Below are 14,273 nucleotides of genomic sequence, written 5' to 3' on the forward strand. Positions count from 1 at the left end.
CCGCGCCAGCGCGCGCTGTTTTCGAGAGCCTGCGATTTGACTTCTGAGACCACCCCCACCGAGGCCGCGTCCTCGCGACCCTCGGCAGGGGAATCCTCGTCCGGTGCGGCGACGGGTCTCACGCGGGCTACGGGACTGACGCGAGCGCAGTGGCGGCGTCTGGCGGCTGAAGCCGAGCTCGCCGCGAAGGTCGCCGCGGTTCCGACCGACGACGTCGCGACGATCGACGAGGCGCCGTCGACGCCCGACGAGCCCCGCGCGGCTTCGAGCGACGATGCGAGCACCGCCCCCGTTGCGAAGCCCGAGGCCCAGATCGACGACGAGACCGACGAGATGGTCCTCACGGTCCTCGACGGCGACGCCTACGCCGGCCCGGATCTCGTCACGCCCTCCCGTCGTCGTCGCTCGCGTCCGGCCGAGCACGCTGCCCCCCAGGGGGAGTCGTTCGGTCCTGCCGCAGTCGATTCCGCGAAGACCGAGACGGCGGATGCCGCCGAGACGAGCTCGGCCGGCGACTCGGGCGCCGGTGACGAGACCCGCAAGCCTTCGGACGCGCATGACGTCGACGAGTTCGAGTTCGCCGCGCGCCTGTTCTCCTTCACTGCTCAGACGCCGGTGCAGGTTGCCGAGGAATCGATCGCCGAGCACCAGCAGCGCACGCGCGAGGTCGCGGTCGCCCGCCCGGGGCGCCTGCGTCGTGTCGGCAAGCGCGTCGCCGCGGCATCCGTCTCGATCAGCGCCGTCGCGGCCGTCGGTCTCCTCGCGGTCGGCCTGACGAGCCCTGCCGCTGCGGTCTTCGCGTCCGGTGACACCGGCCGTGACATCACGGCGGAGGTGCCGCGGACGTCGGCCTCGATCGAGCCCGAGGAGATCCAGGCGTACGTGTCCTCGTCCAGCACCGGTGTGACGTTCGACCGCAGCGACACCTTCGACGTCACTTCGGTCTCGAAGATCGCCGCAGACTCGGGTGTGACCAACTTCGCCGGCACGTGGGTCAACGACCCGAACGCCGCGATCCAGTGGCCGTTCCCGGTCGGTGTACCGATCTCGGCGCAGTTCGGCTCCGTCTCATACCTCTCCGAGTTCTCGCGTCCGCACCGCGGGGTCGACCTCACTCCGGGCGCAGGCGCGGACATCCACGCCGTTGCGGGCGGAACCGTCCGCATCGCGACCGAGGCGGGCGGCGACTACGGAGTGACGGTCGTCATCGACCACAACATCGACGGCGAGCTCGTCTCGACCCGGTACGGCCACATGCAGTACGGCTCGCTCAAGGTCAAGGTCGGCGACACGGTCGAGCCCGGCCAGATCATCGGCAAGGTCGGCAGCACCGGCAAGTCGACGGGGGCTCACCTGCACCTCGAGGTCCTCCTCGGCGGCACCACGCAGACCGATCCCATCGCCTGGCTCGAGGAGCACACGAAGCGCTGACCTGATTCGAAGTGAGGCCGCCGAGATGGTATCCTCTTCTAGTTGCCCGCTTGCGGGTGGCACGCCCCGATAGCTCAGTGGCAGAGCACTTCCATGGTAAGGAAGGGGTCGTCAGTTCAATCCTGACTCGGGGCTCGCAGCATCCTCGGATGCGTTGCGGCAGGGTAGCTCAGTTGGTGAGAGCGCACGACTCATAATCGTGAGGTCGCGGGTTCAAGCCCCGCTCCTGCTACAGATGAAAACCCCGGTGCGTCCGGGGGTTTTGTCGTATCCGGGGCGAGGTTGACGCGGCGGCCGTCGCGCCGAACACGAACGCATCAGGGAAAGAGGAGGCGCCCGGGACCCCTCCAGAGTCCCGGGCGCAGGTCGGACGCGAGACGAGGACCTAACTCGCGGCCGAGGGATCGAGCAGGCCCGCCCTGCTCCCCATCAGCGCTGGATCGCACCCGACGTGATGATCATGCCTCGGGTGGCAGATGGCCCGTGCTCACCGGCTGCGCCCCTGGCCGGGCTCAAAAAAGCCGGTCAAACGACTTAAAAGTCCCGCGACTGGGCTCTTGAAGGGCTCTGTATCCGCTGATGTTCCGCGCAGGATTTCATCCGATCGGATGATGCCGGGCACTCCCACGCGGACCGGAAACCAGAACGCCCCGTCATCCGAGGATGCGGGGCGCTCCACGATCCGGGGGGAAGATCGTCGACGTCATCGACGCTAGGGCCTCCCGGCCGGTCCGTCGAGTCGGCCTTTCGGGGGACACGGTGCCCGAGGACGGGTCGTGTCGCGTCAGCGCCGGTGGAACGGGCAACCGCTGCCGGTGCCGGCCGCACGGACACGACCGCCCGACGCGGGCTTCGTCGGCAGCCGGCGCATGTCGACGTCGAGACCGGAGCCGAGGATCGTGACATCCGGGTGGCTCAGCGCCGTGATCGCGGTCGCGAGCCCGGCGATCGCGAGCTTCTCTCCCGGGCACCGGTGGCCGGTGGCGACATCCGCGCCGCCGTGCGGGACGAACGCGGGAAGAGCCTCGTAGTCGTCGACGCCGATGAAGCGCTCGGGCGCGAACGAGTCGGCGCGCTCCCACGAGCTGTCATCGACGTTGGTGCCGAGGATGTCGAGGACGACGCGGCCACCCGCCGCGACGCGCTGGCCGTCGAGCTCGATGTCGGCGACCGCACGCGCGGGGAGCATTGGGACGAACGGGGCCGTGCGGCGGACCTCCTGGGCGAACGCGACGGCGAGCGGTCCGCCGTCGAGGGTCTTGCGATCGGCCGCCTCCGCGGCGATGCGCTCGCGCCACTCCGGACGATCGTGCAGCTCCTTCGCCGCGAAGGCCACGAACCGCGCGACGGCGATCATGGGTCGCATGCTGTTCTGCAGCTCGATCCCGGCGAGACGCGCAGACAGCAGCACGCCGGCGCGATCACGGTGCCAGGCCCACGCGTGGAGGGCCGTTCCGGGCTTCGGCTGGAGGTCGCCGTCGCGCACCGCCTCGATGAGGTGCTGAGCGTGGCGGTCGGACCAGCGGCGATTGATCCACGCGAGGACGTACTCGGGCGAGTAGGGGACGCCGAAGCCGTCCACGATCTGCGCCAGGCGCGCCGCCCACCGCGTCTTCGCGGCGGGAGTGCCCGGAAGTCCCGCCCACCGCATGACGGCACGCCCGAAGGCGCCCACAGCCGCGTCGTAGGCGGAGCGCTCACCGCCGGCGAACCAGTCGTCGAGCTCGCGCTGCCACTCGGCGGCGAGGAAGGGGCGCAGGCGCTCGACCTGCTCGTCCTCGTAGGCGACGTCGAGGAACGTCGCTTTGCGGTGCCTGTGGTCCTGACCGTCGAGGCTGTGAACCGAACCGTGGCCGAAGAGGGTCTCCTGCACGATCCCCGGCATCGCCCCGTGACGCCGCACCCGGTCCTCGTCGTAGAACACCTCGACGCCCTCGGCGCCCCGGACGAAGATCGTCGGATCGCCGAGAAGGCCCATCGGCGCCGAGCGAGCGCCGGCTCGCACTCGCCTCCAGATCCGATCGCCGAACCCGTAACCGCGCAGCAGAAGCTGGGGGGAGTCGTCGGTCAGCGTGCGTGCAGCGGCGGTGATCGAAGACATCATGAGTCCACGCTCACACGCCGGCCCGGCTGAGCCGAGGGGGAGGCGGATCCAGCCGACGTGTGCTAGCCCGCGGCGCCCGATTCGAGGCGACGAGCAGCCCTGCGCAGAACAGCGGATTCGATGAGGAGCACGCCGCCCACCGCCGCCGCGCCGAGGAGGACGAGGAGCAGCACCGGCAGGGCATCGGGCCCGGGGGGCTGCACCGTGCCGCCCTCCTGCCATGGCCACAGGGCGCGGAGCGAACCGAGCATCAGGCCCGTCATCATCGCCAGCATGACGCGCCGCCGGTGGACCAGCAGCCACTGCAGCACCGACACGAACAGCCCGAGACCGATCATCGCGCCGAGGATGAACACACCCAGATAGACCAGGTCGCGCTCGTTCACGGCGGCCAGCGTCGGGGCGTACATACCGACGGCCAGCAGGATGAACGAGCCCGAGACGCCCGGGACGACCAGTGCGCACACGGCGAACGCCGCCGCGAGCGCGACCACCGGAAGGGGCGGTTCGAGGGGATCGACCTGGGGGAGGCTCGTGAGAAGGAAACCGGCGACGGCGCCGACGGCCGCGATGGCGTACTCGCGCATCCGCCAGCGACCGCCGACCATCCGGATCGGGACGACGAGCGAGGCCAGGATGAGTCCCGCGAAGAGGGCGCGCGAGGCGACGGGCTCGGCCTCGATGATCGGTGCGAGGATCGCGGATGCCGCGAGGACCGCGGCGATCATGCCGAAGCCGACGGGCAGGACCACCGACCAGCGCACGGCGGCGAACTCCTCGCGCGCACGAGTGAGGCCGCGGCCCCGGACGCCGTCGGAGGCGGCGCGGGCGACACCGCGGGCGAGGTGGCCGGCCGAGTCGATGAGCGTCTCGTACACCCCGACGATCAGCGCGACGGTGCCACCGCTGACCCCGGGGATGATCTCGACGGTCCCGATGAGAGCGCCGCGACCGGCATCCAACAGCATTCGGGCGACGGGCATGGGTGACCTCCGGGATGACGACGACGGAGCGTTCCACGCTACCGGTGACCACCTGAGCGACCCGTGGTGGTCGCCGTTACCGCGCCCTCGGGCCCGGTGCAAGTGGCTCGACGAATTCATCGCTCCCGCGCATCGTGGAGTCATGTCCAACGCATTCAACGACGACCTCGCCCGCCCCACCGCAGCCGAGGACGCCGGCATCCAGCCGCTGCGCGACGGCGATGCGACCAGCGTGGCCGATCCCGACCTCGACCCCGCGCAGCGAGAGTGGGACCGCACCGACGCGATCGACGAGGCGCTCGACGCCGGCGTCGACCCCGCCGAACTCGACACCGCCACCGCCACGAGCGACGACCCGGCGCACATTCCCTCGGACGAAGACGAGATCCCCGCGGAGGACCTGCCCACGGGATACGCCCAGCCCGAGACCCAGGGAGACGACCCGGTCATCGCCGAGCTCGGTGAGGACGGCGAGGGCGACATCAACGACGAGGGCATGTGACCGCGGCGATCGAGTCGTACGCGCCGATCGGCGACGGTCGCACCGTCGCGCTGATCGGACTCGACGGCAGCATCGACTGGTTGCCGCTTCCCGAACTCACCTCCACCCCGGTCTTCGCCCGCCTGCTCGACAGTGAGACGGGCGGGTGCCTCGAGCTCGCGCCCACCGAGGAGTTCGAGACCACCCGGCGGTACATCCCCGACACCAACGTCCTGGAGACGACGTTCACCACCGCCCGCGGAACCGTGAAGGTCACCGACGCGATGGTCTCGGGAGTCGCCGGGCGGATGCCGTGGGCGGAGCTGGCGAGGCGCATCGACGGAATCGATGGCACCGTGCCGATGGCCTGGCGTATCCATCCCGGCACCTCGCTGCGGACGGCATCGCCCTGGATCGAGCGCACCCAGCACGGCGACGTCATCCGCAGCGGCAAGACCGCCCTCGTCGTCGTGGGTTTCGAGCACGGCCCCGACGCGCCCGACCCCGACGGCACGAGCGGCCCGCGCCTGACCGGGTCGTTCACCACCTCGGCCGGTTCGCGCCACCTGATCGCGCTCGCCGCGACGCACGACGAGCCCCTGCATCTTCCCGACCCGCGCAACGTCGACATCGGCATCGACCGGACGATCGACAACTGGCGGCACTGGTCCGAGGTCTTCTCGTACGAGGGGCCCTGGCAGGAACGCATCCAGCGCAGCGCGCTCGCCCTCAAGCTGCTCATCTTCAGCCCCACCGGCGCGATCGCCGCGGCCGCCACCACCTCGCTGCCCGAGAATCCCGAGGGCGGCAAGAACTGGGACTACCGCTACGCCTGGGTTCGCGACCTCGCCTACACCGCTCACGCCCTCGTGCGCTTCGGGCTCCGCGAGGAGACGCATGCGGCGCTGTCGTGGATGCTGCGCACCATCCGCGAGCACGGGCCCGAGCTGCACGTCATGTACACGCTGAACGGCGACCTCGTGCCCGATGCCCAGGACTATCCCGTGCCCGGATGGCGCGGCAATCAGCCCGTCGTGACGGGCAACCCCGCCCGCGAGCAGCTCCAGCTCGGCGTCTACGGCGACCTCATGGCCATCTGCCGAACGTACGTCGATGCGGGCAACGTGCTCGACATCGGAACGGCACGGATGCTGGCGGGTGTCGCCGACCGCACGTGCGACCTGTGGCGCAACCCCGACTCGGGCATGTGGGAGCTGCCGGAGGAGCGGCACTACACCTCGTCGAAGATGGGGTGCTGGAAAGCTCTCGACGACGCGGTCGCGCTCGCCGAGAGCGGCGCGATCCCCGGAAGCGCGGAGCGGTGGAAGGCCGAGCGCGAACGCATCCGGCTCTGGATCGAAGAGAACTGCTGGTCGGAGGTGAAGTCTGCGTACGTGTTCTACGCCGGGTCCGAGGAGCTCGACGCCTCCGTGCTGCTGCACGCGCCAACCGGCTTCGACCGCGGCGAGCGCATGTCGACGACGATCGACGCCCTCTCCGCGGAACTGGGCGCCGGGCCGCTGCTGTACCGCTACAGCGGGGTATCGGCCGAGGAGAAGACGTTCGTCGCCTGTGCGTTCTGGCGCGCTGAGGCGCTCGCGTGCGTCGGCAGGCATGACGAGGCGCTCGACCTCGTCGACCAGCTCGTCGCCCTCGCGAACGACGTCGGCATCTACGCCGAGATGATCGACGCCGACGACGGCACCGCGTGGGGCAACACCCCGCAGGCCCTCAGCCACCTCGCGTTCATCGCGACCGTGCTCACCATCCGCGACGTCGTCCCCGGGGAGGCACTCCGTGACAGATGAGATCGGAGTGTTCCGCGACACCCGTGCCGTGCTCGTCGAGAGCATCTGGTGGGATCACCGCGCCGACGAGGTCGTGTGGGTCGACATCACCGCGGGACTGCTGCATCGCGGCCCGCTCGACGGAGCGGTCGACGGCAGTGACGACCGCGTCGTGGAGCTGCCCCCGCCGCTGTCGGCGGTGCAGCCGGCCGCGGGCGGCGGCTACATCGCGGCGCTGAAGGACCGGGTCGTCCTGCTCGACCCGGACGGGCGCATCGAGCGCGACCTCGCGACGCTGCGTCACCGCCACGACGGGATGCGGCTGAACGAGGGCAAGGTCGATCCGTTCGGCCGGTTCGTCGTCGGTGCCATGGAGCTCACGCGCGACGCCCCCGACGCGACCGTCTGGTCGGTCGACCCCGACGGCGGTCTGCGGGTGCTCGGCGGCGGCTACGGCGTCGCCAATGGCATGGAGTGGTCGGACGACGGGCGCACGATGTACATCACCGACACCGCGACCTCGACGGTCTACCGGGCGCCATACGGCCCCGCCGGCGACCTCGGCGAGCTCGAGCCGTACCTCGTGGGCCGATCGAGCGACGGGCTGGTCCTCGCGACCGACGGCTCGTTCTTCAACGGCCTGTACGGCGAGGGCATCGTGGCGCGCTGGAGTGCGAACGGCGAACTCGTCGACGAGATCGCGATGCCCGCGCCCAACATCACATCCGTCGCGTTCGCCGGTCCCGACCTCGACGTCCTCCTCGTCGGATCGGCGCGCGAGAACCTCTCCGAGGAGCAACTGCAGCGGCATCCCCTCTCGGGCGGCATCCTCCGCCTCGAACCGGGCGCGACCGGCCGCCCCATCCACACGTTCGGATCTGCGTCGATCACCTGATCGACGGACCCGAGTGACGACCACCCCCAGGAAGACCGATGGAAGGAGACACCATGTCCCGTGACCAGTACACCTTCGCCAACCCCGCCGAGCTGTACGCGGACATCGAGCCCGAGAAGCAGCACATGGACGAGCCGGGCCTCGACGCCGACCTCACGCCGAAGGCCGACCTCGGCGAGGAGAGCTACCGCGGCAGCGGCCGCCTCACCGGGCGCAAGGCGCTCATCACGGGCGGCGACTCGGGCATCGGCGCCGCGACCGCGATCGCCTTCGCTCGAGAGGGGGCCGACGTGGCCATCTCCTACCTCCCCGAGGAGGACGAGGACGCGAAGCGCATCGCCGGCATTCTGAGGGATGCGGGCGTGACGGTGGCGCAGCTCCCGGGCGACCTGCGCGACCCGGAGTACTGCCGCTCGCTCGTCGCCGACACCGTCTCGGCGCTGGGCGGCATCGACATCCTCGTCAACAACGGCGGCAAGCAGATCTTCCAGTACGAGCTGGCCGATCTGACCGACGAGCAGTTCGACGACACCTTCAAGACCAACGTCTACGCGATGTTCTGGATCACCAAGGCCGCGCTCCCGCACCTGCCGGCGGGCGCTTCGATCATCAACACCACGTCGATCCAGGCCTACTCGCCGTCGGAGACGCTCGTGGACTACGCCTCGACGAAGGCGACGATCAACACCTTCACCAAGGCCCTGGCGCAGCAGCTCGCACCGAAGGGCATCCGCGTGAACGCCGTGGCGCCCGGGCCGATCTGGACGCCGCTGCAGCCGAGCGACGGGCAGCCGCAGGAGAAGATCGACAGCTTCGGCGAGGAGACGCCGCTGGGACGCATGGGCCAGCCGGCGGAGCTCGCGCCCGCCTACGTGTTCCTCGCTTCCGCGGAATCGAGCTACGTCGCGGGGGAGACCCTGAACGTCAACGGCGGCATGCCCACGCCCTGACGTCCGCGCTCGGAGGGCGTCGGCGGCCCCGGCTGCCGGCGCTCTTCTCGACCATATTGATTGTGCACAACTGAGTTGTGTACGATGCGTCACATGGAACCGACGCAGCACATGGTCTGCTTCTCGCTCTATGCCGCGTCGCGCGCGACCACGAAGGCGTATGCCGCCCTGCTCGAGCCGCACGGGTTGACCTATCCGCAGTACCTCGTGCTCGTGCTGCTGTGGAACCGCGACGGGCGCAGCGTGAGCGACCTGGGCGAGGCGCTCGACCTCGACTCGGGCACCCTCTCGCCGCTGCTGCGCCGGATGACGCGCGACGGTCTGGTCGAGCGCGGCCGCGACAGTGCCGACGAGCGCGTCGTGACCGTGTCGCTCACCGTCCGCGGGCGCGAGCTGCGCACGGAGCTCGCTCACGTCCCCGCCTGCATCGCGCAGGGGATGGGCGTCACCGTCGACGGAGCCCGTCAGCTGATCGCCGCCCTCACCGAGCTGGCGGACGGGATGCGCGATACCGCCACCGATCTGCGCGCGGCTCCTCGCGCGACGAAGACCACCCCCGAAAAGGAAATGAAGGAGGAGCACGCATGAGCGCTCTCTACACCGCCGAAGCACTTTCGACGGGCGCCGGCCGAAACGGGCACGTCCGCACCACGGACGGCCGCGTCGACCTCGAGATGGCCATCCCGAAGGAGATGGGCGGCTCGGGCAACGGCTCCAACCCCGAGCAGCTGTTCGCCGCCGGTTACGCCGCCTGCTTCCACTCCGCCCTCCAGATGGTGGCGCGGTCCAAGAAGATCGACGTGACCGACTCGGCCGTCGGCGGTCAGGTGCAGATCCACCCGACGGATGCCGGCGGGTTCTCGCTCTCGGTCGTCCTCGAGGTCGTGCTGCCCGGTGTCGAGCGCGAGGTCGCTCAGGAGCTCGCCGATGCTGCGCACCAGGTGTGCCCGTACTCGAACGCGACCCGCGGCAACATCCCCGTCGAGATCACGGTCTCGGAGGACTGATCCCGGCGTCCCCGCGTCGCGCGCTCAGATGCGCACGACGCGGGGACGGTGCCGCACCTCCCGGTGCAGGCGCTCCATCTTCGCGTCGAGCTCGGCCGCCGTCTCCGCGGCATCCTTCAGCTCCGCGATCAGCTCGGCCGGCACGTTCGCCGCGAACTTGTAATAGATCTTGTGCTCGAGGCTCGCCCAGAAGTCCATCGCGATCGTGCGGAACTGCACCTCGACGGGGACGGTGATGCGGCCCGTGGACAGGAAGACGGGCACCTCCACGATCGCGTGCAGGCTCTTGTAGCCGTTGGGCTTGGGCTCGGCGATGTAGTCCTTGACGGTCCGCACCTCGATGTCATCCTGGGCCGTGAGCAGGTCGAACAGGCGGTAGGCGTCCTGCGTGAAGCTGCACGTGACGCGCACGCCCGCGATGTCGGTGATGTGCTCGCGGATCGACGCGAACTCGGGCTCGACGCCCTTGCGCACGACCTTCTCGACGATGCCGTCGGGCGATTTCAGCCGGCTGGAGAGATGCTCGATCGGGTTGTAGTCGTGCAGCTGCTGGAACTCGTCGCGCAGGATCTGCAGCTTGGTCTCGATCTCCTGCATCCCGAACCGGTACTCCAGGAGGAACTGCTGGAACTCGTCGCGAAGGCTCCGCAGCTCCTGGGGTGAGAAGTTCTGCAGACCGTCGGTGATCGATAGCGGGGGCACGGAGCTGCCGGTCGTCATGGCACCGACGGTACCGATCCGGCATCGGCGGCGGCTGTGAGGATCGTCGGTCGGTCGCGTGTCGGAGCGCGGCGCTACCATGAACCGTCCGGTCGACTCGCTCAAGGAGACCCATGCTCGGCAAGCTCCTGTTCCGCTATCTGCGCACCTATCGGTGGCTGCTCCTGGGCGTGCTGGTGTTCCAGTTCGGCTCGGCGATGGCCTCGCTCTATCTGCCTCGTCTGAACGCGGACATCATCGACAACGGCGTCGCCCGCGGCGACACCGCCTACATCTGGTCGCGCGGCGCGATCATGCTCGTCATCGCGCTCGGGCAGATCGTCGCGTCGGTCATCGCGACGCTGTGCGCCGCCCGCGCCGCGATGGCCGCGGGGCGCGACATCCGACGCGACGTCTTCGAGAAGGTCAGCGGCTTCTCCGAGCGCGAGGTCTCGCGCTTCGGCCCGGGCACGCTCATCACCCGCAACACGAACGACGTGCAGCAGGTGCAGATGCTCGCGATGATGGGCGCCACGATGCTCGTCACAGCTCCGATGCTGGCGATCGGCGGCGTCATCATGGCGCTGCAGCAGGATGTCGGGCTCAGCTGGCTCATCGGGGTCGCGGTGCCGCTGCTGCTCGTCGTCGCGGGGCTCATCATCGGGCGCATGGTGCCGCTGTTCCGGCAGTTCCAGACGCGGCTCGACAACGTCAACCGCATCATGCGCGAGCAGCTCACCGGCGTCCGGGTCGTGCGGGCGTTCGTCCGCGAGCGCATCGAAGAGCAGCGCTTCCGCGGTGCGAACACCGACATCATGATCGTCGGCCGCAAGGTCGGATCCCTGTTCGTCCTGATGTTCCCGCTCGCCATGCTGGTGCTCAACGTCACGGTCGTCGGGGTCATCTGGTTCGGCGGCATCCAGGTCGACCAGGGCAACGTGCAGATCGGCACGCTCTTCGCATTCATGCAGTACGTCGGTCAGATCCTCATGGGCGTGCTGATGGCGACGTTCATGACGATCATGATCCCGCGCGCCGCGGTCTCGGCCGACCGCATCGGCGAGGTGCTCTCCTCTCACGATGCCCTCGAGCGGCCCACGGCGCCGGTACGCGAGTTCCCCGAGCCCGGCGCCGTTGCATTCGACGACGTCTCGTTCACCTACCCGGGCGCCGATGCGCCGGTGCTCGAGGGCATCTCGTTCCGCGCGGCTCCGGGCGAGACGGTCGCGGTGGTCGGTTCGACCGGCTCGGGCAAGACGACCCTCGTGTCGCTCATCCCGCGTCTGTTCGACGTCACGGGAGGGGCGGTCGCCGTGGCCGGCGTCGATGTCCGGAAAGCCGACCTCGATCTGCTGTGGAGCGGCATCGGCTACGTGCCGCAGCGCGCCTTCCTGTTCACCGGCACGGTCGCGTCGAACCTCCGGTTCGGTCGGGAGGACGCGACCGACGACGAACTGTGGAGGGCGCTCGAGATCGCGCAGGGGCGCGACTTCGTCGCGGAGATGGAGGGCGGGCTCGACGCCCGCATCGCCCAGGGCGGCACGAACGTCTCGGGCGGGCAGCGACAGCGGCTCGCCATCGCACGCGCGATCGTGCGGCGCCCCGACGTCCTGGTCTTCGACGACTCGTTCTCCGCGCTCGACCTCACCACGGATGCCCGACTGCGCGAAGCGCTGTGGCGCGAACTGCCGGAGGTCACGAAGATCGTCGTCGCACAGCGCATCTCCACCGTGACCGGTGCCGACCGCATCCTCGTGCTCGACGACGGCCGGATGGCGGGTCTCGGCACGCACGACGAACTGCTCGAGTCCAATGAGACGTATCGAGAGATCGTCGAATCGCAGCTGGGAGTGGACGCATGAGCGCCGACAACCTCACCGACGACGAGCGCACCGAGCTCGAGTTGGCCGAGCAGGCCCGCCAGAACTCGGGCAGCTGGGACAGCGTGGCACCCGGCAAGGCGGCGAAGTTCGGGCCGAGCTTCCTGCGGATGATCGGACTGCTGCGGCCGTACGCGGTCGTGTTCGCGCTCATGACGGTTCTCGGCGCGGTCGGCGTCGTTCTCGCCGTCCTCGCTCCGCGCGTCCTCGGCGATGCCACGAACCTCATCTTCGAGGGCGTCGTCTCGGCGAACCTCGGCTCGCAGTTCCCCGCAGGCACGAGCCAGGAGGATGTCGTCGCGGCGCTCAACGCCGCGGGGCAGACGGATGTCGCCAACATCGTCGGAGCGATGCAGAACTTCCAGGTGGGCGCGGGCGTCGACTTCGATCGGCTGAAGTGGGTCGTCGTCACCGTGCTCGCGATCTACGTCGGCTCGGCCGTGCTCACCTGGCTGCAGGGCTTCGTGATCAACATCATCATGGTCCGCACGATGTGGCGTCTGCGCGAGTCGGTCGAGGCGAAGATCAACCGGCTGCCGCTGTCGTACTTCGACCGGGTCCAGCGCGGTGAGCTGATCTCGCGGGTCACGAACGACATCGACAACATCACCCAGACGATGCAGCAGTCGCTGTCGACCGCCCTCACGAGCGTGCTGACGGTCGTCGGCGTGCTCTTCATGATGTTCTCCATCTCGTGGCAGCTGGCGCTCGTGGCGCTCGTGTCGCTGCCGCTCATGGCCGTGATCTTCGGCGTCATCGGGCCGCGGTCGCAGAAGGCGTTCGCGGTGCAATGGCGCAAGGTCGGACGCCTCAACGCCCGCGTCGAGGAGTCGTTCTCCGGTCACGCGCTCGTCCGGGTGTACGGCCGCGAGCGCGATGCGCGCGAGAAGTTCGCGGCCGAGAACGACGAGCTGTTCGAAGCTGCGTTCAAGGCGCAGTTCCTGTCGGGCCTCATCATGCCGGGCATGACCTTCATCGGAAACCTCACGTACGTGGGCATCGCGGTGCTGGGCGGCCTCATGGTCGCGTCGGGGCAGCTGCGACTCGGCGACGTGCAGGCGTTCATCCAGTACTCGCAGCAGTTCACCCAGCCGCTGTCCGAGCTCGGCGGCATGGCCGCGGTCGTGCAGTCCGGCACCGCGTCGGCCGAGCGCGTGTTCGAGCTGCTCGACGAGGACGAGCAGGAGCCCGATGCGCCCGACGCCGAGCCGGCGCGCGGCGGTCGCGGCGTCATCGAGTTCGAGCATGTCCGCTTCGCCTACTCACCCGACAAGCCCCTCATCACCGACCTGACGTTCCGGGTCGAGCCGGGGCAGACGGTCGCGATCGTCGGTCCGACCGGGGCGGGCAAGACCACGCTCGTGAACCTCCTCATGCGCTTCTACGAGCTCGACGGCGGCCGCATCCTGCTCGACGGTCAGGACATCTCCGAGCTTTCGCGCGACGATGTGCGCTCGCGCACGGGCATGGTGCTGCAGGACCCGTGGCTCTTCGCCGGCACGATCCGCGACAACATCCGCTACGGCCGCGAGAGCGCGACCGACGACGAGATCGTCGAGGCAGCAACCGCGACGCGCGTCGACCGCTTCGTGCATTCGCTGCCCGACGGTTACGACACGGTCCTCGACGAGGATGCCGCGAACGTCTCGGCCGGGGAGAAGCAGCTCATCACGATCGCACGGGCCTTCGTGGCGCAGCCCGCTGTGCTGATTCTCGACGAGGCGACCAGCTCGGTCGACACCCGCACCGAGCTGCTGCTGCAGCAGGCCATGTCGGCACTGCGCGAGGGCCGCACCTCGTTCGTCATCGCACACCGGCTCTCAACCATCCGCGACGCAGACCTCATCCTCGTGATGGAGCACGGCGACATCGTCGAGAAGGGCTCGCACGACGAGCTGATCGCAGCGCAGGGCGCCTACTGGCGCCTCTACCGATCGCAGTTCGAGCAGGCCGCGACCGAGCAGGCGGAGGCGGTCGCCGAGATCGCCGCGGTCGACGGTGAGACGGGCAGCCAGGTCGCGGCCGATCGGTAGTCTGAACGAGGCGGATCTGCGCC

At 69.4% G+C, this 14,273-nt stretch carries 12 protein-coding genes and 2 tRNA genes; 11 read left to right on the forward strand and 3 right to left on the reverse strand.

Going from position 1 to position 14,273, the window contains the following annotated elements:
* Positions 1 to 36 precede the first annotated feature (36 nt).
* The 3 genes from C1N74_RS04135 to C1N74_RS04145 all read left to right on the forward strand — a co-directional run bounded on the left by C1N74_RS04135 (position 37) and on the right by C1N74_RS04145 (position 1,663).
* Complete coding sequence (locus C1N74_RS04135) at positions 37 to 1,431, forward strand: M23 family metallopeptidase (RefSeq protein WP_081731739.1); 1,395 nt, start codon at positions 37 to 39, stop codon at positions 1,429 to 1,431.
* A 63-nt stretch (positions 1,432 to 1,494) separates the two neighbouring features.
* A tRNA-Thr gene (locus C1N74_RS04140) sits at positions 1,495 to 1,566 on the forward strand.
* A gap of 23 nt (positions 1,567 to 1,589) precedes the next feature.
* Positions 1,590 to 1,663 (forward strand) — tRNA-Met (locus tag C1N74_RS04145).
* Positions 1,664 to 2,215: 552 nt separating this feature from the next.
* On the opposite strand, the gene C1N74_RS04150 is transcribed toward C1N74_RS04145, so the two are convergent.
* Positions 2,216 to 3,535 (reverse strand): cytochrome P450, encoded by a 1,320-nt coding sequence (locus C1N74_RS04150; RefSeq protein WP_258318004.1) that lies wholly within the window; start codon positions 3,533 to 3,535, stop codon positions 2,216 to 2,218.
* A 62-nt stretch (positions 3,536 to 3,597) separates the two neighbouring features.
* Complete coding sequence (locus C1N74_RS04155; protein WP_137750042.1) at positions 3,598 to 4,518, reverse strand: DUF368 domain-containing protein; 921 nt, start codon at positions 4,516 to 4,518, stop codon at positions 3,598 to 3,600.
* Positions 4,519 to 4,660: 142 nt separating this feature from the next.
* Here C1N74_RS04155 and C1N74_RS04160 point away from each other — a divergent pair, with 142 nt between their 5' ends.
* The 6 genes from C1N74_RS04160 (at position 4,661) to C1N74_RS04185 (ending at position 9,638) form a co-directional block, all read left to right on the forward strand.
* Positions 4,661 to 5,020: a hypothetical protein gene (locus tag C1N74_RS04160; RefSeq protein ID WP_023952129.1), complete on the forward strand. Its 360-nt coding sequence runs from the start codon at positions 4,661 to 4,663 to the stop codon at positions 5,018 to 5,020.
* The gene (locus C1N74_RS04165; RefSeq protein ID WP_137750043.1) at positions 5,017 to 6,807 is read left to right on the forward strand and encodes a glycoside hydrolase family 15 protein; all 1,791 of its coding nucleotides are present in this window, start codon (positions 5,017 to 5,019) and stop codon (positions 6,805 to 6,807) included. Before C1N74_RS04160 ends, C1N74_RS04165 begins: the two co-directional genes overlap by 4 nt.
* Positions 6,797 to 7,681: an SMP-30/gluconolactonase/LRE family protein gene (locus C1N74_RS04170; protein WP_103841102.1), complete on the forward strand. Its 885-nt coding sequence runs from the start codon at positions 6,797 to 6,799 to the stop codon at positions 7,679 to 7,681. Before C1N74_RS04165 ends, C1N74_RS04170 begins: the two co-directional genes overlap by 11 nt.
* A 53-nt stretch (positions 7,682 to 7,734) precedes the next feature.
* Positions 7,735 to 8,631 carry an SDR family oxidoreductase gene (locus C1N74_RS04175; RefSeq protein ID WP_137750044.1) on the forward strand — a complete coding sequence of 299 codons (897 nt, stop codon included), beginning with the start codon at positions 7,735 to 7,737 and terminating at the stop codon, positions 8,629 to 8,631.
* Between the two features lie 93 nt (positions 8,632 to 8,724).
* The gene (locus C1N74_RS04180; RefSeq protein WP_240482614.1) at positions 8,725 to 9,219 is read left to right on the forward strand and encodes a MarR family winged helix-turn-helix transcriptional regulator; all 495 of its coding nucleotides are present in this window, start codon (positions 8,725 to 8,727) and stop codon (positions 9,217 to 9,219) included.
* Positions 9,216 to 9,638, forward strand: coding sequence for an organic hydroperoxide resistance protein (locus C1N74_RS04185; RefSeq protein ID WP_023952119.1), 423 nt, complete (start codon positions 9,216 to 9,218; stop codon positions 9,636 to 9,638). Before C1N74_RS04180 ends, C1N74_RS04185 begins: the two co-directional genes overlap by 4 nt.
* 24 nt (positions 9,639 to 9,662) lie before the next feature.
* Here the strand turns inward: C1N74_RS04185 and C1N74_RS04190 are convergent, their stop codons facing one another.
* Positions 9,663 to 10,358: a GTP pyrophosphokinase family protein gene (locus C1N74_RS04190; RefSeq protein WP_023952117.1), complete on the reverse strand. Its 696-nt coding sequence runs from the start codon at positions 10,356 to 10,358 to the stop codon at positions 9,663 to 9,665.
* A gap of 113 nt (positions 10,359 to 10,471) precedes the next feature.
* On the opposite strand from C1N74_RS04190, the gene C1N74_RS04195 reads away from it, so the two are divergent.
* Both C1N74_RS04195 and C1N74_RS04200 read left to right on the forward strand, forming a co-directional pair.
* Positions 10,472 to 12,199 (forward strand): ABC transporter ATP-binding protein, encoded by a 1,728-nt coding sequence (locus tag C1N74_RS04195; protein WP_137750045.1) that lies wholly within the window; start codon positions 10,472 to 10,474, stop codon positions 12,197 to 12,199.
* A complete protein-coding gene (locus tag C1N74_RS04200) occupies positions 12,196 to 14,250 on the forward strand; it encodes an ABC transporter ATP-binding protein (protein WP_064956003.1) in 2,055 nt (684 codons plus the stop codon). The genes C1N74_RS04195 and C1N74_RS04200 overlap by 4 nt, the downstream gene beginning before the upstream one ends.
* Positions 14,251 to 14,273: the final 23 nt, after the last annotated feature.

The organism is Microbacterium sp. SGAir0570 (assembly GCF_005491085.2).
Lineage (GTDB): Bacteria > Actinomycetota > Actinomycetes > Actinomycetales > Microbacteriaceae > Microbacterium > Microbacterium arborescens.

Bases quoted from the DNA above. Each gene is read 5' to 3' on its own strand.
- C1N74_RS04195 (WP_137750045.1), top strand. From the start codon at position 10,472: ATGCTCGGCAAGCTCCTGTTCCGCTATCTGCGCACCTATCGGTGGCTG.
- C1N74_RS04180 (WP_240482614.1), top strand. From the start codon at position 8,725: ATGGAACCGACGCAGCACATGGTCTGCTTCTCGCTCTATGCCGCGTCG.
- C1N74_RS04200 (WP_064956003.1), top strand. From the start codon at position 12,196: ATGAGCGCCGACAACCTCACCGACGACGAGCGCACCGAGCTCGAGTTG.
- C1N74_RS04185 (WP_023952119.1), top strand. From the start codon at position 9,216: ATGAGCGCTCTCTACACCGCCGAAGCACTTTCGACGGGCGCCGGCCGA.
- C1N74_RS04175 (WP_137750044.1), top strand. From the start codon at position 7,735: ATGTCCCGTGACCAGTACACCTTCGCCAACCCCGCCGAGCTGTACGCG.
- C1N74_RS04150 (WP_258318004.1), bottom strand. From the start codon at position 3,535: ATGATGTCTTCGATCACCGCCGCTGCACGCACGCTGACCGACGACTCC.
- C1N74_RS04155 (WP_137750042.1), bottom strand. From the start codon at position 4,518: ATGCCCGTCGCCCGAATGCTGTTGGATGCCGGTCGCGGCGCTCTCATC.
- C1N74_RS04160 (WP_023952129.1), top strand. From the start codon at position 4,661: ATGTCCAACGCATTCAACGACGACCTCGCCCGCCCCACCGCAGCCGAG.
- C1N74_RS04190 (WP_023952117.1), bottom strand. From the start codon at position 10,358: ATGACGACCGGCAGCTCCGTGCCCCCGCTATCGATCACCGACGGTCTG.